The organism is Ruegeria sp. N11 (assembly GCF_056531525.1).
Window position 1 is genome coordinate 229437 of sequence record NZ_JBQFLX010000005.1, and the last position, 19842, is coordinate 249278.

Here is a 19842-nt window from a genome sequence, read left to right on the forward strand (position 1 = left end):
TTTATTCGGCGGCGATGCTGGAAACGTCCTGGCCCGATGCGGCCATGATCGCCTTGACGATGTTGTGATACCCGGTGCAGCGGCACAGGTTGCCTTCCAGATATTTCCGGATCTCGGCCTCGGTCGGACGCGGGTTATCTTTCAGCAGCGCAGCGGCACTCATCACCATGCCGGGCGTGCAAAAGCCGCACTGAAGGCCATGGTGATCCTGGAATGCCTGCTGGATCACGTTCAGCAAACCGTCCGGGTTGGCCTGCCCCTCAATCGTGCCGACGTCGGTACCGTCCGCCTCAAGCGCCAGCATGTTGCAGGATTTCACCGCGTCCCCGTTCACGTGAACGACGCACGCGCCGCACTGCGCGGTGTCGCAACCAACATGTGTCCCGGTCAGCGACAGGTGATCGCGCAGAAAGCTGGACAACAAGGTCCGGCCTTCGACATCACCGCTCACGGGTTTTCCGTTCACGGTCATTGAGACCTGTGTCATAAGTTCCTCCCATTTCGTTTTTTTGCTTGTGCCGAGTTAAACACGGGAATTTTCGTTTGAGAACAAAAATCTTTGGCAGGAGCACGAACAGGGGGATTGGCCAAACACAACATCTTAGCCCGCAATGGCGACCGGGCAAAATGCCCCCACGTCACACCTTCTTTCTGGCCCGGGGCTGCGGTCTTGTCGGAATTTCCTTGAGCAATCCGCCAACCCCCATCCCGGCGATATCCGCACTGGTGACCGGGATGCCGCAGGCCACGCGGGACAACACCCAGTCGGCCCCGTTCAAGGCAGGCGCACGCGCACATCCCGGCAGTCCAATGACGGGACGATCCGACAAGCTGCCAAGAAACAGCAGGTTGCCGGGATCGACCGGCATACCAAACCTGTCTACCTGACCCCCAGCCGAGCGCACGGCTTCGGGGGCCACATCGGCGGGATCCGATGTCGCAGACCCTGTCAGAATCATCACGATATCCTCTTGCATGGCGGCAATGGCTTCGGCCAGATCTGGCGTTCGATGCGGCACGATGCGGATATCGTTCAACTCCATCCCAAGCGCTTCGACACGCCCACGCATCGAAGCAATGCCCTTTTCATTCGGTGGACCGCCGGGAATGTCGGTCACGATCAATCCGGCTGTCCGGTGGACAGGTGTGGCCAGCCGGATCGAGTTCTCGGCCAGTCGCGATGCCCGCAAGACGTCACCTCCGGGAACCGCATACGAGATCACCTTGATCGTTGCGACCATCCCACCGGCTTCCATCTGCTGGTGCTGGGGGACAGTGGCGACCGTTATCATTGGATTGACCAGATTGAACTGCCGCAGAGCATCTGTATCCAGAACCACGACGCCGGGCCCGTCCGCCAGCAGGTTGACGCGCCCGGTAAATGGCTGCGTTACCCGGAAACCAGCAGCGGCCGGGTCTGGCGCCAGAGCCTCGGCCAGCATTCGGGCGGCTTCGTCCTCCTGGCAATCCCCGGGTTCCAGCCGGGCCACGATAACCTCGGAATGGCCGGCTTGTGTCAGTTGTTCAAGGTGTTCACGCGACAGGATCACGCCTTTACGCAGTTTGGTTGTGCCAGCCTGAACCGAGTGCGCAAGTACCGCCCCTTCTGCTTCGGGCACCTGGACCGGTCCGAATTTCACGCCTTGCCCCGCAATACGGCGGTCATTTGCGCCAGTATGGCAACCGCTATTTCCGAAGGATCCGCAGCGCCGATATCCAGTCCGATCGGACCGTAGATCCTGGCAATCTGCGCATTTGCAAAACCAGCCTGCTTCATCCGGTCCACTCGTTTGGCGTGTGTGCGTGTGGAACCAAGTGCGCCTATATAGAACACATCAGCCTGCAACGCGGCCTGCAACGCCGGATCATCCAGTTTGGGATCGTGGGTCAGCAAAACCACTGCGGTCCGCGCATCCAGCCCCAGTTGAGCGACCGCCTCGTCTGGCCATTCCGTCAGAATGGTTTCACCGGGAAACCGCGCGCTGGATGCGAAGGCTTCTCGCGGATCAATGATTGCAGGATCATACCCGGCGATCCGCGCCATTGGCACAAGCGCCTGCGCAATGTGGACCGCACCCACGATGATCAGCCGCAGCGGAGGGTTGTGGACAGCCACAAAGGTCTTGCCGTCCGCTTCAAAACCGGACCGGTCCATGCGGAGCCTCTCGTGATACGCGTTCCGGCGTAAAGCCCGGTGCCCCGTGTCGATATTGACTTCATACGCGACGGCTTCACGCCCTGCGCGCGCCGCAACCAGATCGGTCAGCATGTTTTTCGTCAGAACCGTGCCGACAGGCTCGACCAGAACACGTATCGTGCCGCCACAGGCCAGACCGACGGCAAAAGCGTCCTCGTCGCTGACACCGAATTCCAGCAGGCGCGCCTCGCCTTCATCGATGGCTTCCATTGCTTCGACGATTACGGCACCCTCGACACATCCACCGGAGACCGACCCTTCGATCCGGCCATCTCCCCCGATCACAAGCTGCGATCCGACCCGGCGCGGTGCACTGCCCCAGGTATCGACGACGGTCGCCAGGGCCGCGCCACGGCCCTTGCGGAACCAGTTCAGTGCTGTCTCCGGGCTATTGTCGAATCGATCCATCGAAACCTCCTGGCGTTTCCCGTTCCAACATAGGCAGGTTTGCTGCAATGAAAAGTCAGCCCTGCGGCGAGGTCAGCAAGAAACCCATGGCTGGAAGACAAACGGATCCTTGGGGCAACCTGAAGGCTTCATCATATTCAAAAAACCCTAGGATTGATTGTTTTGGGCGCAGGTTTTAGCCTGACCCCGCATCTGGCAAGCTGCCTGATGCTCTGCCACTTTTTTTGAATCGGAGAGAAAATTGAAACGTATTCTTTCACTGGGGACCGCATTGGGGCTGATGGCCTCGACTGCTGTATGGGCTGATACATTCGAACGGTATGGAGAAGTCGAGGGCTGGAAAGTCTTTGTGGACAAGGAAAAGAAGTCCTGTCTGATTGAAGCCGTGGACAGCGCTGAAAACGTGGTTCAGATGGGGCTGACCGAAGACCGCGGGATTGGCTACGTCGGCATATTCACCAAGGAAAAAACCGATATCAAACGCGGTGAAAAAGGTGCGGTCGCAATCATGCTGGGTGACAACCTGTATGTCGGCGAAGGTACTGGCATGAAAGGGAACATCACCAAGGGTTATTCCGGTGGCTATGTCCTGTCGGACAACCCGCAATTCGCCGACGATCTGGCCAAACAGAAGGTCATGGTCGTTTTTCCGGAAAAGGAATTCGCCTTTACCGTCGATCTGACGGGCACCTACAAAGCCATGGAAATGGCACGAGAGTGCAATGAAAAGCAGCTAGGCTAAGACTGCTCTGAAAGCGCGGTCATCAGCCGCGCTTTCTCGCCGTTGTCGTCGGTCCGCGATATGACCTGGGCCAGTTCCTCAAGCGAAGCGATGGAATGACCTGCCCGAAAGCTGTCGACATGGGGCAGCATGGCCGCAATTCCCTTGGCCTTGGGTGCAAAGCCATCCCATCGCAGCAGGGGGTTCAGCCAGATCAGGCGTCTTGCAGAGAGATGCAGCCTCTCAATTTCCTTCGCCAGTGCATCCGGCTCACCGCGATCCAGCCCGTCTGAGATCAGCAGAACCACCGCGCCCTGCCCCATGACCCGTCTGGACCAGTCCCGATTGAAAGCGTGAAGGCATTCCCCGATACGGGTTCCTCCTTCCCAGTCCTGCGCCTCGGCCCCGGCGGCGGCCAGCGCTGCATCGACATCGCGCTGATGCAGGTGTCTGGTGATATTCGTCAGTCGGGTTCCGAAAGTGAAAGCATGAACCCTGGCCCAGCCCGCGCCGCGCGCATTCGAGACGGTGTGCAGAAAATGCAGGATGATCCGGCTGTATTGACTCATCGAGCCCGATATATCGCAAAGAACGACAAGGTTGGGCCAGCGCGGTCTGGGCCGTTGCCGGGCGATGTCCCGCATGTCCCCACCCTGCCGCATCGCGGCCCGCAAGGTTTGGGCCCGGTCGATACGATGACCCAGATGGCTGACTTGACCACGGCGTGAAGCAATGGGTTTGACCGGCAGAGACAAGCGCGACAGCATCCGTTTGGCCTGTGCGATTTCGTCGGTGCTCATCTGTTCGAAATCCAGATTTCGCAGTCGTTCTTCGGACGACGCGGTCTGAGAGGCATCAATGTCGAGTTCGGTTTCCTCACCCTGATCCTCGACTTCCGGCAGATCCTTTTCGACACCATCCAGCAGAGCCTCGGCTGCCCGCTTTTCGGCTGCATCCGCTTTGCGCTCCTCCTGAACACCGCGAATGGCCGGCAGCATCATGGACATCATGTGTTCGAGATAGCGTGGATCCCGCCAATACAGGCGAAACACCTGTGCAAACACGGTGCGGTGTTCCGGACGACTGACGAAACAGGCGTGGAGGGTCCAGTAGAAATCCTGCTTGCGGGTAAAACCGGCGGCTTCAACGGCGCGGATGGCATCAATGACGCGGCCGGTTCCTATCGGCAACCCGGCCTTGCGCAGAGCGCGGGCAAAATGGGTGATATTCTGCGCCAGTTTGGGATCATCGGGAATGTCGATCGGCAGTTGCTCGGCCATCACAATGCATGGGGGCGCTGCCCCCATACCCCCGGAGTATTTCGGAAAAGATGAAGCATCACGCCGGTTCGAGTGAGGCTTTGGCCTGATCCAGAATGCGTTTCGCCTCGGACCCCTGCAGTTTCTGGATATCGTCCTGGTATTTCAGGATTGCGCCCAGTGTGTCGCCGATCACTTCGGGGCTGAGATTGATGACATCCAGCGCCAACAGGCACTTGGCCCAGTCGATCGTTTCGGCGACGCCGGGCTTCTTGAACAGGTCCTCGGTCCGCAGATGCTGGACAAAGGCCACAATTTCACGACTGAGGGCGTCAGCAGCCTCGGGCGCGCGGGCATGCAGGATTTCGATTTCACGGTCGAAATCCGGATAGTCGACCCAATGATACAGGCACCGTCGTTTGAGCGCGTCGTGGACCTCGCGCGTTCGGTTCGACGTGACGATCACAATTGGAGGTTCCGGCGCTTTGATCGTACCGAGCTCCGGGATCGTCACCTGAAAATCACTGAGAGCTTCCAGCAGAAAGGCTTCGAATGGCTCGTCCGTACGGTCCAGTTCGTCAATCAGAAGTACAGGCGCGCCGCCTTCATCGGGTTGCATGGCCTGCAGCAAGGGGCGTTCCACGAGGTAGTCTTTGGAAAACAGTTCGGCCTGCAGGGCGGATCTGTCGGCAGCACCTGCCGCTTCGGCTGTCCGGATTGCTACCATTTGCGCAGGAAAGTTCCACTCGTAAACGGCCGACGCGGCATCCAGCCCCTCGTAGCACTGCAACCGGATGAGCCGCCGCCCCAGACCGGAAGCCAGCGCCTTGGCGATCTCGGTTTTGCCGACCCCGGCCTCGCCTTCCAGAAACAGCGGGCGACCCAGTTTGAGAGACAGAAACACAACGGTCGCCAGAGACCGGCCGCAGACGTATCCCTGCGCGCCCAACATCTTCTGAACCGCATCAATGGATTGGGGGTGGTTCATCAGCCGATCTCCTTTCGCACACAAGGGCATGGTGCCGGTCTTGCGTCAACCCCACGGGTCTTTCTGGACTTACTGCGATCAGATGGTTCGACAAGGTCTTTCACGATTGCGACCCTTGTGCTAGCCGGGGCACATGACCGACAGCATCACGATCCGCCGCCCCGACGACTGGCATCTGCATCTGCGCGATGGCGCCATGTTGCAGGCCGTTCTGCCCGAAACAGCACGCCACTTTGCGCGAGCCATCATCATGCCGAACCTTGTGCCCCCTGTTGTCACCGGCGCACAGGCTGCAGCCTATCGGGAGCGTATTCTGGCCGCGCTGCCGGAAGGAATGAGTTTCGAGCCGCTGATGACGTTGTATCTGACCGAAGATACGGACCCGGATGATCTTGCCGCCGCCCATGCCAGCGGCCTGATCAAGGCTGTCAAGCTGTACCCGGCAGGCGCGACGACGAACTCGGCCTCGGGCGTGCGCGATTTCGATAAGGTCCGCCCTTTACTGGAAAAAATGGCGAGCATCGGTTTGCCGCTTTGTGTGCATGGCGAAGTAACCGATGCCGACATCGATATTTTCGACCGTGAGGCCGTGTTCATCGACCGCGTTCTGGATCCGATCCGTAGGGCGACGCGCGAACTGCGTGTTGTGATGGAGCATATTACGACGAAAGACGGCGTCGATTATGTCAAATCGAATGAGGCCGGACTGGGTGCAACGATTACGGCGCATCACCTGATCATCAATCGCAACCACATTCTGGTTGGCGGGATCAAACCTCATTATTATTGTCTTCCTGTCGCAAAACGGGAAGAACACCGCCTTGCATTGCTGGCCGCAGCGACCTCGGGCGATGCGCGGTATTTCCTGGGCACGGACAGCGCGCCGCATACGGATGCTAACAAGGAAATGGCCTGCGGCTGCGCCGGGTGTTTCACGGCGACAAACACCATGTCGCTGCTGGCGGAAATGTTCGAGCGTGAAGACGCGCTGGACAAGCTGGAAGGGTTTGCCTCGCTCAACGGTCCGGCATTCTATGGCTTGCCTGTGAATGAGGACAGCCTCACCCTGACGAAAGGCGACGCGGTGACCTACCCGTCCAAAATTGAGACAGGGGATGGCCCTGTGACCGTGTTCGACCCGGGCTTCCCGCTGCACTGGCGGGTTGATTAACCGTCAGGATTGATGGGCAGTTCGCGGGCGCGGCCCCCGGTGCGCAGCATCGACCAGATCGCGTCCGCGTCTTCGTGTCCGATAAGTTTGGCCGCCTTGCCGCGGACCCGGTCTTCGCGGTCCGACAGAGCCATGGGCGTCAGCAGATCATGGGTCGCCTCACGACGAACGCCATCGCGGCGCAGAAGAGATATCTGCGCTTGCGTTTCAGACAGGCTGTCATCGGCATCGACTGAAATCCGGTCTCGCAGGGACACGATGCGCGGGTCGGCGCAGGTTTTGGCCGAATAGCTTTCCGGCAATGCGGTATCGAATCCCAGCGCCTGCATCGCAATCACCGTTCGATAGGAAAACTTGGCACCCAATCCGGTGTCCGGCGACATCTGGTTACACACGCTCATCCAGCGCGGGTGCGTCTTGATCTTGATCTCGGCCACTTCGGGTTCCGCGATGTCAAGGTCACGCGCCGCTTCCAGCGCCGCGTGCAACCCGTGGCAGCAGGCATGGAACTTGTGGCTGACGGACTCGAACAGCCATTCATGGCCCAAACCATCGAGTGCAGAGACGATGTCGCCCTCTCCGTGATGAGTGGCGCCAAACCCGTACTGCCCTTCAAGCGCGGTGGAGTTCGGTTCAAACCCGCGCTGAACAAGCAGCGCCGCCTCGACACCGGCAGATGATGCCATACCGGCGTTATATGGCTTACCCATGGTTCCAAACTGCGCCTTAAGCCCGGCGGCGCGTGTCGCAGTAAGCCCCAGTGCTCTTTCCATTTGCCCGGCCTCGAAACCCAATATCCGCCCGGCAGCAACGGCCGCGCCAAACGCGCCCGCCGTTGCGGTCTGGTGAAACCCAGCTTGATAATGACCGCGTCCCAGCCACAGCCCGATGCGGATGGAGACCTCCATACCGACCAGCGCGGCCTCAAGAAGGTCAACGACAATACGGTCGTCCCATTCTGCCAAGGCCAACGCAGCAGGCAAAACCGCTACCGAGGGGTGTCCGATATGGGCAAAATGCGTGTCGTCGTAATCCAGCGCATGTGAGACCGCACCGTTGACCAACGCGGCCGCGCGCAAGGGCGCCGAACCGCCGCCGAACAAGCGGGCCTGTTGTAGGCCGGCCTCGGCCAGAACCATTGCGCGGACGGTTTTCGACACAGGTTCGTCCGCGCCCGCCCGCCCTACCGCGATCCAGTCGAGCACGGACAGGGATGTTACGATCCGGGTCTGGGATGAGGTCGAAACGGGGCCAGCGGCGAAAGCGGCAATCTTGGTAGTGAAATCAGTCATGAGCGCAGTCTAGCGTGCGCCCGTCTCCGGTAAAGCCTCAGGATTGGGACACTAGCCGTAAAGTTCGGCGGCCCGGGCTTCGAACGCGCGCACGATCCGCTGCATTGCTTCGTTGAATACAACGCCAATGATGCCTTGCAGGATGGCATTCTTGAATTCGAAGTCCACATGGAAAGCGATATTGCAGCCGCCATCCGGGGCGTCCTCGAACTGCCAGTCGGACTTCATGTATTTGAACGGACCATCCAGGTATTCGGTATCGATCCTTTTCTGATCCGCGAACAAAGTCACGCGGCTGCCAAAACGCTCGCGAAAGACTTTGAAAGAGATGACCAGATCGGCCTCCATCACCTGCGCTTCTCCAACAGCAAAGGTCTTGCGGACACGCGCCGCGGCACACCATGGTAGGAATTCCGGATATTTGGCCACATCGGCAACCAGATCATACATCTGCTGAGCGGTGTAAGGCAGGTGGCGGTTTTCCGAATGAATGGGCATGGCGTCCGGTATTTGCAGGTGACAATGGCGCGTCATGTCGTATGTTGCGCGCCAAAGATCAAGGGGGCAGCAATGAGCGACCGCGCATATGTGATAGATGAGATGATCTCGGCCAAGGCCATTGCCGCGCGGATCGAAGAGCTCTGTCGCGAGATCACCGATGAGTTTGGCGGTACGGACAAGCTTGTCGTTGTTGGCCTGCTGCGCGGCAGCTTCGTGTTCATCGCCGACCTGGTGCGGGAACTGGACTTGCCGATCGAGGTCGATTTTCTCGAGGCGTCATCGTATGGAGACTCGATGGAAAGCAGCCGGGAAGTGCGCATTCTCAAAGACTTGCGCGGCGCAATTGAAGGTCGGGACGTGTTGGTTGTCGAAGACATTGTCGACACGGGCCACACCCTGAACCATGTCACCCACCTGCTGCTGAGCCGGAAACCCAAACGACTGAAATCTATTGCTTTGCTGGACAAGCCCAGCCGGCGCGAAGTTGACTTTCGCTCGGACTGGATCGGGTTCGAAATTCCGGATGAATTTGTCGTGGGATACGGAATCGACTACGCACAGCGTAACCGCAACCTGCCTTTCATCGGCAAGGTTCGTTTTGTCGAGAATTGACCGAGGACCGTACGGACCCTCGCCGTGTTCTGCGCAGTTCAGGTGGGGCCTACAAGCTAGTATTCGGCGTAATATTTCAGGGTCTTTCAATCGCTGTATTGCGTGCTTGGCTTGTTGGTCAGGTAGTCCGTGACTAACCCCTGAAATGTCTACTGTACGAAAAGTCAATAAATTCAAGCAACCGAATATCAATGGACAATGTGCTCAACCGCAGACTACCCTCAGAAGAACAAAGGAGGTTTCTGCTAATGAAAGTGTCGTCTATTGGTCTTGTGGCTGCCTTTACAGTCGCTCTGACAACTGGTTATGCGGATGCAAAAGATAACAAAGGCAAAGCAAAAGGTGCGGACAAATCCAAAGTCCAAAAGGCGATAAAATCCAATAATGGCGTCGCTGTTCCGCCCGGGCAGGTAAAGCGTTACACGCGAGGCCAAAAACTACCGAAAGATCTGCAATTCGACTACTTGGATGACCTTGATGGCTGGAAGTTGAAACCGTTACCTCCCGGTCAGAGATACGTCCGCGTGGATGACGAAATTTTGTCGATCTCGGACGACACACAAACCGTCATTGAGGCCGTGGGAATTGTCAGCGATTTGGTGAATTGAGCGATCAACCAACCAGTGAGCGAATTGCAGCCGAAAAAACCGTGGCACCAACCGGGATCAGCGCATCCGGGAAATCGTAGTCGGGATTGTGCAGTTGCGGGTGATCCGCCCCTGCCCCAAGCCAGAACATCGCCGTTTTCGCCGCTTTGCCGAACTGCCCAAAATCCTCAGAAAATTTCTGCGGCTCGGAAGTAATCTGATAGGCCACATTCCGAGACGCGCAGGCGTCGGAAAGGATTTTGACCGCCTCGGTGTCGTTCGTGCACGCCTCGAAGATGTCATCATAGGTGATTTCGACCTGCAGCCCTGCTTTGTTTGCCGCTCGTCCGACCAGCGTCTCGGCCTCTTCGACCAGATTCCTCATCCGATCATCTGAAACGGTTCTGAGGGTCACCCAGATTTCCGCCTGCCCAGGAGCGACGCCAAAAGTCTGCTCGCCCAGGCTGGCATGTGTCACGGTTGTCAGGGCAAAATCATCGGTCAACGGACCGCCTGCCCCCAACCCGGCCAGTTCCGGCAACAACCAAGCAAGCGCACCGATCGGCGAAATCCCGTCCTCGGGCGCGGCGGCATGTGAGGTTTTTCCCGTCAGAACCACCCGCATACCGCGCGAGGCGCAGTTGGCCGAGCGCCGGCAAATTTCGACATGACCCAGCTCAAGCCCGGGCAGATTGTGCAGCGAAAACACATAATCCGGGGAAAACTCAGAAAACCTCGGATCGGCCTGATAAGCGGCGGCACCCTTTCCCGTCTCTTCCGCGGGTTGAAAGATCAGAACCACACGACCGGATTTTGGCGGGTTATCTCTGAGGTCTTGGGCCACGCCCAGCACCATTGCCATATGGCCGTCATGCCCGCACAAATGACCTTTGCCCGCGACCCGCGAAACGTAGGGCGCGCTCGAAAGCTCCTGAATCGGAAGCCCGTCCAGTTCGCACCTGATGGCAACACAGGGCCCCGGATGACCGCTATCATATACTGCTGCAACGCCATGGCCGCCGATATCAGTCAGAACACGACCCGCACCAAGAGACCGCAGCAGGTCGGCAACCCGCGCGGCTGTTTTTTGTTCCTCACCGGACAGTTCCGGAAATTGATGCAATTCGTGTCGCAGCGCGGTCAGGCGCGACAGGGTTTCAGGTTTCACCCTTGCTCCAGCTTCTTTTGGCGCGCGGCGCGCAGCCGAGCGAAGTCATCCCCAGCGTGGTACGAAGACCGCGTCAGCGGAGTGGCCGAAACCATCAGGAACCCTTTGCCATAAGCCGCCTTTTCGTAAGAAGCGAATTCTTCGGGCGTGACAAACCGATCCACACCGTGGTGCTTGGGCGTGGGTTGCAGGTATTGACCGATGGTCAGAAAGTCGATGTCGGCAGCACGCATGTCATCCATGACCTGCCGTACTTGCTGCTCGTCTTCTCCCAACCCGACCATGATGCCCGATTTGGTGAAGATCGAGGGATCCAGTTCCTTGACCCGTTGCAACAGACGCAATGAATGGAAGTACCGGGCACCAGGGCGCACTTCGGGATAAAGACCCGGGACCGTTTCCAGATTGTGGTTGAATACATCTGGCTTGGCCTCGACAACAACTTCCAGAACTCCCGGATCACACTTCAGAAAATCCGGTGTCAGAATCTCGATCGTCGTTTTGGGCGAACGATGGCGCACGGCTCGAATGGTCTGGGCGAAGTGATCCGCCCCGCCATCTTCAAGATCATCACGATCGACCGAGGTGATGACAACGTGGTTCAGTCCCAACTTCTCGACTGCATGTGCAACGCGCCCCGGTTCGAACACATCCAGAGTGTCCGGCCGTCCGGTTGCGATGTTGCAGAAGGTGCATCCGCGTGTGCAGATGTCACCCATGATCATCATGGTGGCGTGGCCCTGGCTCCAGCATTCGCCGACATTGGGACAACCGGCTTCTTCACACACTGTGACAAGGTTGTTGTCCCGCATGATCCGCCTGGTGTCGGCGTATCCTTTGCCACCCGGTGCCTTCACCCGAATCCAGCTTGGCTTTTTCGGCTGAGCGTTGTCGGGGCGATGCGCTTTTTCAGGGTGGCGTTGTTCGGGAATCTTCAGATCACGCACGGCTCGGTATCCTGACTTTGGGTCAATTTTCTTTCCCTAACATAGTCCGTATGGCCGATCTACACCACAGGTGCATAGCCGCCATGCTGCCAATTGATGCAGGCGCAGTATCCTCTAAGCCGATTTATGTTAAAACTTTCAATTCCAGTGGTTTCCGATGGCATCCGGCAACCGTGCAAATGCAGAATAACGGTCATTGATTGCGATTTAGAACTGTTTTAGATCACACCTCAATCAGACTTGAATCACAGGAATACGACTATGAAAACCGATGCAAAACTCCCTGACGTGACCTTCCACACCCGCGTTCGCGACGAAGCCGTCGAGGGGCCAAACCCGTTCCGCTGGGAAGACAAAACCACGGCTGACTATTTTGCCGGCAAGCGCGTCATCCTGTTTTCGCTACCGGGCGCATTTACGCCCACATGCTCGACCTACCAATTGCCTGGATTCGAAAACGGCCATGCCGACTTCGCCGCCCAAGGTATCGACGAAATTTACTGCATGTCTGTCAATGACAGCTTTGTCATGAATAAATGGGCACAGGATCAGGGCCTGAAAAACGTCAAGGTCATCCCGGACGGTTCGGGTGAGTTCACCCGCAAAATGGGAATGCTGGTCGACAAGGACAATCTGGGCTTTGGCATGCGTTCGTGGCGCTATGCAGCCATCGTCAATAACGGTGTGGTCGAAGCGTGGTTCGAAGAGCCCGGCCTGATGGATAACTGCCCCGAGGATCCCTATGGCGTTTCGTCGCCCGAGTCCCTGATGGCGCATCTGAGCGAGGCGAAAGAGCCCGCACTGGCCTAAGTCCGAAAGTTGAAAAGGCCCGCCCAAGTCGGGCCTTTTTCTTATTCGCGGGTCGCGGTCACGATCTCTTCGCCGACCTGTCTGATCACACCGGCCAGTTTGTCGAACCAGTCTTCTCCGGTTGTGGATTTTCGACGTACCAGCCCTACGGTCCGGGCCGGTTGTGGTGCCCCGAACCGCATGAGTTGCAGCCCCGGCACGGCCTCGGTTTCAGAACGGGCGGCCAGTTCGGGCATCAAAGTCAGGCCAAACCCCTCGGCCACAAGCCGCGACAGGGTCGCCAGAGAAGACGCGCCCATATTGATCAAACCGCTGCTTCTGTCCTGCCCACACACGTCCAGCGCCTGATCCGTCAGACAATGGCCGTCTTCCAACAGCATCAGTTGCGCAGTCTGCAGATCGACAGGTCGCAGGGTTTCCGGATTATCCGCCAGTCTCTGTACGCGGGCCGCGCTGCCTGCCAGCAGAAACCTGTCCTCGAACAAGGGCAGTTCAAACAATTCGCTACCGCCTGACGGAAGCGCCATCAGCCCAGCGTCAATTTCACCGCCCCGCAACATGTTCAGCAAGCGTTCGGTTCGGGCTTCGCGAATCTGAACGCGCAACGACACGTCTGCTGATCTCAGACCAGCCAGAACCCCGGGCAACAGATACGGTGCAATAGTCGGAATGATGCCGATCGACAGCGACCGGTGCCCGCCCGAGTGATCCCTTGCAAACTGATCCAGCCTGTCCGCAGCGCCAAGCACCTGGCGGGCGTGTTCAAGAACGTCCCGACCCAGCGGGGTCAGCAGGATGTCCCGGGCCTGACGTTCGAACAATGTACCGCCCAGTGTTTCCTCGAGCGTTTTGATCTGCACGGACAAAGCCGGCTGCGACACATGACAAATTTGTGCCGCACGCCCAAAGTTCCGCTGTTCTGCAACAGCCCTGAAATACTGCAACTGCCGGAGGGTGAAGTTCATAATCATTGATTATCACTTACCTCAACCAACACAAGACTCTCATATCGCGTAGACTGCCGATCATCCGATCATGCGATTGAGCCCGGCCTGCGTTTCATAGTGGCGTTTGAGACGTTGCAGCGCGATGCGCAGCACGATCTTTCCAGACCGGGCAGACCATCCCATACGTTTTTCGGCCAATTCCAACCCTTCAAGGTAACAACAGCACCGCAACGCCACATCACTCAAGCCCGGCCCTAGGTCCGACAGTGCCCGCTCGACGCGATCCCGTGCATCCGACGATCCGTTTCCAACTTGGGGGCTGTTTCCGAAAGAACCACGTCCACCGCCTGTCAGATACAGGTCCCAGTTCTGCGCCACTTTTGGTCGGATCTGGGCAAGTTCGAAGTCCTCGCGCAGACGCTCACCTGCGGCGACCAGTGTTTCGTCCAGGAAAAGCTTGCCGTCCCGATCGCGCCTGCGGGCCAGCGCGATTAACGGGCTTTCAGTGGCGCTATACCGGATTCGCCGGGCGCGCTCGGGCTGGGATGCAGTCGTGTTGCCCGAAGCCGAGTGCGCCTGAAACGACGCCTGCGCTTCGGCCATGCCAAGATCATTCCCGGCGCGGGCCTTGTTTTCCGCCTGGGCAATCAGACGGGTCAGAGCCGCCCGTCCTTGCGCCGTAATTCGGTACCGTGAAATCCGACCCGGGTTGTCGCAGTTGATACAGTCCTTCAGCGCAAGCGCCTGGGCGATCCGGCAATCAACTACTGCGGTCCGGGTGGCAGCGCTGTTGCCGGTATCGCGGACAACGACGGCCTTGTCCATTTCTTCGGCGACCGCCAGTACCGCTCCGGTTTCGCAAAGCCTGCGCAAAACCCTGAGAGCTTCGCGGGTGAACTCCTCATCCCGGGCGGCGGCCAACCCCTCGGGCGTCCCGTCTGAAACATCGGAACTGAAACCAGGGCTGACTTTGGATTCAGAGAAATGTGTCTCGGCCAGAGACTGGAGCGCCGCGTCCACAAGGGGGTCATCCCGGCGCGTCTCGATCCGCCTGATCTGCCTTAGAATCGTCGAAGCATGGCACCCTGCTTTTCGCGCAATTTCTCGGATCGACCGGCCGGTTTCCGTGTGATCCAGATAACGTTGCGCGCCTTCCGGCACCCATGCCGGAACAGTGAAAGCCATGTTGTTTTCCATAGTCATTTGTCCTCGCCGACAAGAAATTCTGTCTAAGATCGCCCTCGGAGTATGAGTTAACCAATTCTAATTAGGGTTTCTTTCGTTACTTGTTCGTTAACCCCTGAAGGCGAAAACCAGATTTGATTCAAATTGATAAACACTCATGAAAGCAGCGTTGGCGCGAATATAGACAAGGCACCACGCGCTTAGGTTGTGCAACAACTGGCCTCGCAAAAACAAAAGTTACGGAGCCCGAGAATGCAGGACCTGATGACAATGATCACGACGCTACGCCGCCCGCGCCTGTTGACTCGCGCGGCCAAGTTCGGGGCGCAGGAGTACAACCGTGACCGGCATCTGCAACGTATTCTGGGATACGATCACTACCCGGAACCGGTTCGGCCCTTGTGCGATTGATGGATATGGAGAAGGAAGTAGAGGCGCAACGACAGAGCGATGACGCCGCCTATTCACTGGTGCGGCATCTGGATCTGCTGATTGCGATTTCAAGCGAGGCGCAGTTATTTCAGACCAGCCGCGCCTCGCAGTTTCAGTAATCTATCAGGTGAAGGCGTCCGGCATCGAGGCTTTCTTATTCGCCACATACGCATTCAGCGCTTCGTTGATTGCCGGGTCGAGTTGCGGCTGCTGGTAGTTGGCCAGCAGGTGTTCGACCCGAGCCGAGGCCAGTTGCCTCGTGTCGCGCCCACCTTCGTCTTCCCAGGTCTCGTAGGGCTTGTAATCCAGCAGGTCTGACTTCCAGAACGCTTCCTTGAAGTTGGCCTGTGTGTGGGCACAGCCCAGATAGTGACCGCCGGGTCCAACTTCACGGATGGCTTCCATGGCTTGCGCGTTTTCGTCATAAGCCACGCCTTTGGCCAGGTGGTGAAGAACACCCAACTGGTCAGCGTCCATGACGAATTTTTCAAAGTCGGCAACCAGACCGCCTTCGAGCCAGCCACAGGAATGCAGCATGAAGTTCACTCCGGCCATCAGCCCCATGTTCAGCGAATTCGACGTCTCATACGCGGCCTGCGCATCCGGCAGTTTCGAGCCGCAGAATGATCCGGCCGAGCGGTAGGGCAAGTTAAGCCGCCGCGCCAGCTGACCGGCACCATAGGTGATGTGCGCGGCCTCCGGCGTACCAAAGGTCGGTGCACCCGAGTTCATGTCGATCGAAGTAACGAACGCGCCGAAGATCGCAGGTGCACCCGGGCGGATGATCTGGCTGTAGGCAACGCCTGCCAGAACCTCGGCCAGAACCTGAGTCAGTGTACCGGCTACCGAAACCGGCGCCATCGCGCCGCCTACGATGAAGGGCGAGATGATGCAGGCCTGGTTGTTCTTCGCATAAACCTCAAGCGACCCCATCATCACGTCGTCAAAGGTCATCGGCGAGTTGATGTTGGTAAGCGAGGTCATGACCGTGTTTTCCTGAACGAACTCTTTGCCGAACAGGATTTCACACATTTCTACCGAATCCTGCGCGCGGCTGGGATCAGTGACCGATCCCATGAACGGCTTGTCCGACAGGGTCATGTGCGCCATCAGCATATCCAGATGGCGTTTGTTGACCGGAATGTCGGTCGGCTCGCACACGGTGCCGCCCGAATGGTGCAGCCACTTGGACATATAGGCCAGCTTCACGAACTTGTTGAAGTCTTCCATGGTCGCATAGCGGCGGCCGCCCTGTGCATCGCGTACAAACGGCGGGCCATAGACCGGGGCCAGAACCATATTTCGGCCGCCGATGACAACCGATTTTCCCGGGTCGCGCGCGTGTTGCGTGAACTGGCTGGGCGCGGTCTTGATCAGTTGGCGGGCTAGTCCGCGCGGGATGCGCACACGCTCGCCATCCACATCCGCACCGACCTCTTTCCAGCGTTCCAGAGCGGCGGGATTGTCGACGAAGTTAACGCCGACCTCTTCCAGAATGGTCTCGGCGTTGGTCTCGATGATTTCCAACGCTTCTTCGTTGAGAATCTCGAAGTTGGGAATATTGCGCTCAATGTACTTGGCGGTTTCGATCCGAACCGCAGTGCGCTCTGCCCGGCGGGCGGCTCCGCCCCCACCGCGACTCCGGCGACGTGCTGATGCTTCAGCCATTTGCTTTCCCCATACTCAGGTAATTTCAGATTGTGTTCCTATTTATCGTGACAACTGTTCGGACCATTGGAAGATAACGGCCATTGGAACATAAAAGCGACATAGTTTGTGCCCCGGATCAACGTCAGCTTTCGGTAAATCGAACCGCTCGAAGGGAATTATGAGATAGAGATGAAGAGGCCAAAGTGCGCGTTTCACCCCCGCGATATTAGAATCCCTGCCTCGCACGCCTGCCAAAGCTGATAGACCAGCAGCGTCAGCCCAAGGTGGCAAGCATCCCCCGTCATCATCGCAACCTGCACTTCCGACCTGATCTGCACGACGACGATGACCTTACACTTGCGAAATTCCCGTGCTTGGCCTATGGCGCGGACATGAGTGATACATCCCATGACCGCCTTCTGATCATCGACTTTGGCAGCCAGGTTACGCAGCTGATCGCTCGTCGCCTGCGCGAACTGAATGTCTATTGCGAAATTCACCCCTATCAGAAAGTCACGATGGAGTTTGTTCGGGAAATGGCCCCCCGGGCCGTAATCTTCTCGGGCGGTCCTGACAGTGTGACGCGGGAAGGTTCTCCGCGCGCGCCGCAAGAGATTTTTGACTACGGTGTTCCGATCCTTGGCATCTGTTACGGCCAGCAAGTGATGATGCATCAACTGGGCGGCAAAGTCGAAAGCGGTCACGGCACTGCGGAATTCGGACGCGCCTTTGTCACTCCCAAAGGGCAGTTGGATATCCTGAATGGATGGTTTTCCGACGGTGACGAGCAGGTCTGGATGAGCCATGGAGACCATGTCAGCGAAATTGCCCCTGGCTTTGAGGTGTTCGGCACCTCGCCCAACGCGCCATTTGCGATTACTGCCGACACCGATCGCCATTTCTATGCTGTGCAGTTCCACCCCGAGGTGCACCACACGCCCAAGGGCGCGAAGCTGTACGAGAATTTCGTGAAACTGGCAGGTTTCAGCGGTGACTGGACCATGGGCGCCTACCGCGAGCAAATGATCGAAAAGATTCGCGAGCAGGTTGGCGACAAGAAGGTCATCTGCGGCCTTTCCGGCGGTGTAGACAGCTCTGTAGCCGCAATCCTGATTCACGAAGCGATCGGCGATCAGCTGACCTGCGTCTTTGTCGATCACGGTCTGCTGCGCAAAAACGAGGCTCAAGAAGTCGTCGGCATGTTCCGAGACAACTACAACATCCAACTGATTCATGCGGATGAGAGCCAGTTGTTCCTGGGTGAACTCGAAGGCCAGAGCGATCCGGAAACCAAACGCAAGATCATCGGCAAGCTGTTCATCGATGTGTTCCAGAAACACGCCGACACCATTGATGGGGCCGAGTTTCTGGCTCAGGGGACGCTGTATCCCGACGTAATTGAATCGGTGTCTTTCTCGGGCGGCCCGTCAGTGACCATCAAATCGCACCACAATGTGGGCGGGTTGCCAGAAAAGATGGGCCTGAAGCTGGTCGAACCCCTGCGCGAACTGTTCAAGGACGAGGTCCGCGCGCTGGGCCGGGAACTGGGCCTGCCGCAGAGTTTCATCGGTCGCCACCCCTTCCCCGGCCCCGGCCTGGCGATTCGGTGCCCCGGCGAAATCACCCGCGAAAAGCTGGCGATTCTGCGCGAAGCCGACGCAGTTTACATCGACCAGATTCGCAAACACGGGCTGTATGACGACATCTGGCAGGCATTTGTGGCCATTCTTCCCGTTCGCACGGTCGGTGTGATGGGCGACGGACGCACCTACGACTATGCCTGTGCGCTTCGTGCCGTAACGTCAGTGGATGGAATGACAGCGGATTATTATCCGTTCAGCCATGAATTCCTTGGCGAAACGGCCACTCGGATCATAAACGAAGTCAAAGGCATCAACCGCTGCACTTATGACATAACATCCAAGCCGCCGGGTACAATCGAATGGGAATGACAAAAAGCCGGGTCCACCCCGGCTTTTCTGTTTATTTCCCTTTGAATTTATTGTTCCTTTTCAATCGCATGATCCACTAACATCATGGACTTGACGTGAACGGGACCAAAACTCAGACGGGCAAAGCTGCCCTATGGATGACGGGTGCGATTGCATCCTTTTCGTCAATGGCTGTCGCCGGGCGCGAACTAAGCCTGTTTCACGACACCTTCGAAATCATGATGTATCGCAGCATCGTGGGCTTTGCGATCGTTGCAACCGTACTGACCCTGACAGCCAATTGGCATCAGGTTACTGCCCAACGACTTGGGCTTCACGCCCTGCGAAATACGCTGCATTTCACGGGTCAGAATCTGTGGTTCTACGCGGTTGGTGTTATTCCGCTGGCGCAGGTCTTTGCACTGGAATTCACCCAGCCGATCTGGGTTATCCTCCTTTCCCCACTGCTGCTGCGCGAGCGTCTGACCGCGTTGAAAATGCTGTCCGCTTTGATAGGATTTGCCGGAATCCTGCTTGTCACGCGTCCCGGTGCCGCCCCGCTTAGCCCGGGTCTTATTATGGCCGCCGCGTCTGCTGTTTTCTTTGCGTTTACAACGATTACCACCAAGAAACTCACACAGACCGCACAGATCGGCTGCATTGTTTTCTGGCTCACCGCGATGCAAGGCGTACTGGGTTTTGCTGCCGCTGGTCTTGATGGCGAGATCGGGCTGCCAAGCGTGCAGACCGCGCCCTATTTGGTGCTGGTCGGCATAGCCGGCTTGCTGGCGCATTTCTGCATCACCAACGCGCTGGCGATTGCACCTGCCACCGTGGTCATCCCGTTTGACTTTGCCAGGCTGCCGACCATCGCCATCGTTGGCATGGTGCTCTACTCCGAACCGTTGGATAATTGGACGCTTGTGGGGGCGGCTGTAATCTTTTCGGGGATATTTCTGAATGTCTGGTCCGAGAATCGTAACAGTTTGGCAACAGTCAGTCAGGATAGTCGCAGCCAGTAACGCACCGTCACCGA

The 19842-nt window shown here is 57.9% G+C and carries 20 protein-coding genes and 1 pseudogene; 8 read left to right on the forward strand and 13 right to left on the reverse strand.

Annotation, left to right across the window (positions count from 1 at the left end; translation table 11 throughout):
* Position 1: 1 nt before the first annotated feature.
* The 3 genes from ACR0J8_RS07610 to ACR0J8_RS07620 all read right to left on the reverse strand — a co-directional run bounded on the left by ACR0J8_RS07610 (position 2) and on the right by ACR0J8_RS07620 (position 2605).
* Positions 2-487, reverse strand: coding sequence for a (2Fe-2S)-binding protein (locus ACR0J8_RS07610; RefSeq protein ID WP_480889468.1), 486 nt, complete (start codon positions 485-487; stop codon positions 2-4).
* A gap of 151 nt (positions 488-638) precedes the next feature.
* Positions 639-1640: a molybdopterin-binding protein gene (locus ACR0J8_RS07615; RefSeq protein ID WP_480889470.1), complete on the reverse strand. Its 1002-nt coding sequence runs from the start codon at positions 1638-1640 to the stop codon at positions 639-641.
* Positions 1637-2605: an XdhC family protein gene (locus tag ACR0J8_RS07620; RefSeq protein WP_480523867.1), complete on the reverse strand. Its 969-nt coding sequence runs from the start codon at positions 2603-2605 to the stop codon at positions 1637-1639. The genes ACR0J8_RS07615 and ACR0J8_RS07620 overlap by 4 nt, the downstream gene beginning before the upstream one ends.
* Before the next feature lie 241 nt (positions 2606-2846).
* Here ACR0J8_RS07620 and ACR0J8_RS07625 point away from each other — a divergent pair, with 241 nt between their 5' ends.
* Positions 2847-3347, forward strand: coding sequence for a hypothetical protein (locus ACR0J8_RS07625; RefSeq protein WP_480523866.1), 501 nt, complete (start codon positions 2847-2849; stop codon positions 3345-3347).
* Here ACR0J8_RS07625 and ACR0J8_RS07630 read toward each other — a convergent pair.
* Both ACR0J8_RS07630 and ACR0J8_RS07635 read right to left on the reverse strand, forming a co-directional pair.
* Positions 3344-4606, reverse strand: a complete 1263-nt coding sequence (locus ACR0J8_RS07630) for a vWA domain-containing protein (protein ID WP_480889474.1) — start codon at positions 4604-4606, stop codon at positions 3344-3346. The genes ACR0J8_RS07625 and ACR0J8_RS07630 overlap by 4 nt on opposite strands.
* Before the next feature lie 58 nt (positions 4607-4664).
* The gene (locus ACR0J8_RS07635) at positions 4665-5573 is read right to left on the reverse strand and encodes an AAA family ATPase (protein WP_480889477.1); all 909 of its coding nucleotides are present in this window, start codon (positions 5571-5573) and stop codon (positions 4665-4667) included.
* Between the two features lie 133 nt (positions 5574-5706).
* Between ACR0J8_RS07635 and pyrC the strand changes: the two genes are divergently transcribed.
* Positions 5707-6744: a dihydroorotase gene (pyrC, locus tag ACR0J8_RS07640; protein ID WP_480523863.1), complete on the forward strand. Its 1038-nt coding sequence runs from the start codon at positions 5707-5709 to the stop codon at positions 6742-6744.
* Here the strand turns inward: pyrC and ACR0J8_RS07645 are convergent.
* Both ACR0J8_RS07645 and ACR0J8_RS07650 read right to left on the reverse strand, forming a co-directional pair.
* Positions 6741-8036, reverse strand: a complete 1296-nt coding sequence (locus ACR0J8_RS07645; protein ID WP_480523861.1) for an MmgE/PrpD family protein — start codon at positions 8034-8036, stop codon at positions 6741-6743. The genes pyrC and ACR0J8_RS07645 overlap by 4 nt on opposite strands.
* Before the next feature lie 51 nt (positions 8037-8087).
* The gene (locus ACR0J8_RS07650; protein ID WP_170616917.1) at positions 8088-8534 is read right to left on the reverse strand and encodes a type II toxin-antitoxin system RatA family toxin; all 447 of its coding nucleotides are present in this window, start codon (positions 8532-8534) and stop codon (positions 8088-8090) included.
* A 72-nt stretch (positions 8535-8606) separates the two neighbouring features.
* Between ACR0J8_RS07650 and hpt the strand changes: the two genes are divergently transcribed.
* Complete coding sequence (gene hpt / locus ACR0J8_RS07655; protein WP_170616748.1) at positions 8607-9149, forward strand: hypoxanthine phosphoribosyltransferase; 543 nt, start codon at positions 8607-8609, stop codon at positions 9147-9149.
* 248 nt (positions 9150-9397) lie between these two features.
* Complete coding sequence (locus ACR0J8_RS07660) at positions 9398-9757, forward strand: hypothetical protein (protein WP_480889481.1); 360 nt, start codon at positions 9398-9400, stop codon at positions 9755-9757.
* Positions 9758-9761: 4 nt separating this feature from the next.
* On the opposite strand, the gene ACR0J8_RS07665 is transcribed toward ACR0J8_RS07660, so the two are convergent.
* On the reverse strand, positions 9762-10904 hold the full coding sequence (locus ACR0J8_RS07665) for an amidohydrolase (protein WP_480523857.1): 1143 nt from the start codon (positions 10902-10904) through the stop codon (positions 9762-9764).
* On the reverse strand, positions 10901-11851 hold the full coding sequence (lipA, locus tag ACR0J8_RS07670) for a lipoyl synthase (RefSeq protein ID WP_170676848.1): 951 nt from the start codon (positions 11849-11851) through the stop codon (positions 10901-10903). The genes ACR0J8_RS07665 and lipA overlap by 4 nt, the downstream gene beginning before the upstream one ends.
* Positions 11852-12112: 261 nt before the next feature.
* Here lipA and ACR0J8_RS07675 point away from each other — a divergent pair, with 261 nt between their 5' ends.
* Positions 12113-12661, forward strand: coding sequence for a redoxin family protein (locus ACR0J8_RS07675; protein WP_480523854.1), 549 nt, complete (start codon positions 12113-12115; stop codon positions 12659-12661).
* A gap of 41 nt (positions 12662-12702) precedes the next feature.
* Here ACR0J8_RS07675 and ACR0J8_RS07680 read toward each other — a convergent pair whose 3' ends face one another.
* Together ACR0J8_RS07680 and ACR0J8_RS07685 are read right to left on the reverse strand one after the other, a co-directional pair.
* Positions 12703-13626 (reverse strand): hydrogen peroxide-inducible genes activator, encoded by a 924-nt coding sequence (locus tag ACR0J8_RS07680; protein ID WP_170616737.1) that lies wholly within the window; start codon positions 13624-13626, stop codon positions 12703-12705.
* Between the two features lie 60 nt (positions 13627-13686).
* On the reverse strand, positions 13687-14805 hold the full coding sequence (locus ACR0J8_RS07685; protein WP_480889501.1) for a DUF6456 domain-containing protein: 1119 nt from the start codon (positions 14803-14805) through the stop codon (positions 13687-13689).
* Positions 14806-15063: 258 nt separating this feature from the next.
* Here ACR0J8_RS07685 and ACR0J8_RS07690 point away from each other — a divergent pair.
* Positions 15064-15344, forward strand: a pseudogene (locus ACR0J8_RS07690) (DUF6477 family protein).
* Between the two features lie 4 nt (positions 15345-15348).
* Here the strand turns inward: ACR0J8_RS07690 and ACR0J8_RS07695 are convergent.
* Both ACR0J8_RS07695 and ACR0J8_RS07700 read right to left on the reverse strand, forming a co-directional pair.
* Complete coding sequence (locus tag ACR0J8_RS07695; protein WP_480523852.1) at positions 15349-16893, reverse strand: trimethylamine methyltransferase family protein; 1545 nt, start codon at positions 16891-16893, stop codon at positions 15349-15351.
* A gap of 194 nt (positions 16894-17087) precedes the next feature.
* On the reverse strand, positions 17088-17285 hold the full coding sequence (locus ACR0J8_RS07700; protein WP_480523850.1) for a hypothetical protein: 198 nt from the start codon (positions 17283-17285) through the stop codon (positions 17088-17090).
* Between ACR0J8_RS07700 and guaA the strand changes: the two genes are divergently transcribed.
* Together guaA and ACR0J8_RS07710 are read left to right on the forward strand one after the other, a co-directional pair.
* The gene (gene guaA, locus ACR0J8_RS07705; protein ID WP_480523848.1) at positions 17268-18827 is read left to right on the forward strand and encodes a glutamine-hydrolyzing GMP synthase; all 1560 of its coding nucleotides are present in this window, start codon (positions 17268-17270) and stop codon (positions 18825-18827) included. The two genes, ACR0J8_RS07700 and guaA, sit on opposite strands and share 18 nt — an antisense overlap.
* 95 nt (positions 18828-18922) lie before the next feature.
* Positions 18923-19828, forward strand: a complete 906-nt coding sequence (locus ACR0J8_RS07710) for a DMT family transporter (RefSeq protein ID WP_480523847.1) — start codon at positions 18923-18925, stop codon at positions 19826-19828.
* The last annotated feature ends 14 nt before the right edge of the window (positions 19829-19842 follow it).

Coding starts and splice junctions, on each gene's coding strand:
- ACR0J8_RS07610 (WP_480889468.1), bottom strand. CDS start 487: ATGACACAGGTCTCAATGACCGTGAACGGAAAACCCGTGAGCGGTGAT.
- ACR0J8_RS07620 (WP_480523867.1), bottom strand. CDS start 2,605: ATGGATCGATTCGACAATAGCCCGGAGACAGCACTGAACTGGTTCCGC.
- ACR0J8_RS07630 (WP_480889474.1), bottom strand. CDS start 4,606: ATGGCCGAGCAACTGCCGATCGACATTCCCGATGATCCCAAACTGGCG.
- ACR0J8_RS07635 (WP_480889477.1), bottom strand. CDS start 5,573: ATGAACCACCCCCAATCCATTGATGCGGTTCAGAAGATGTTGGGCGCG.
- pyrC (WP_480523863.1), top strand. CDS start 5,707: ATGACCGACAGCATCACGATCCGCCGCCCCGACGACTGGCATCTGCAT.
- ACR0J8_RS07645 (WP_480523861.1), bottom strand. CDS start 8,036: ATGACTGATTTCACTACCAAGATTGCCGCTTTCGCCGCTGGCCCCGTT.
- ACR0J8_RS07650 (WP_170616917.1), bottom strand. CDS start 8,534: ATGCCCATTCATTCGGAAAACCGCCACCTGCCTTACACCGCTCAGCAG.
- hpt (WP_170616748.1), top strand. CDS start 8,607: ATGAGCGACCGCGCATATGTGATAGATGAGATGATCTCGGCCAAGGCC.
- ACR0J8_RS07660 (WP_480889481.1), top strand. CDS start 9,398: ATGAAAGTGTCGTCTATTGGTCTTGTGGCTGCCTTTACAGTCGCTCTG.
- ACR0J8_RS07675 (WP_480523854.1), top strand. CDS start 12,113: ATGAAAACCGATGCAAAACTCCCTGACGTGACCTTCCACACCCGCGTT.
- ACR0J8_RS07680 (WP_170616737.1), bottom strand. CDS start 13,626: ATGAACTTCACCCTCCGGCAGTTGCAGTATTTCAGGGCTGTTGCAGAA.
- ACR0J8_RS07685 (WP_480889501.1), bottom strand. CDS start 14,805: ATGGAAAACAACATGGCTTTCACTGTTCCGGCATGGGTGCCGGAAGGC.
- ACR0J8_RS07695 (WP_480523852.1), bottom strand. CDS start 16,893: ATGGCTGAAGCATCAGCACGTCGCCGGAGTCGCGGTGGGGGCGGAGCC.
- guaA (WP_480523848.1), top strand. CDS start 17,268: ATGAGTGATACATCCCATGACCGCCTTCTGATCATCGACTTTGGCAGC.
- ACR0J8_RS07700 (WP_480523850.1), bottom strand. CDS start 17,285: ATGGGATGTATCACTCATGTCCGCGCCATAGGCCAAGCACGGGAATTT.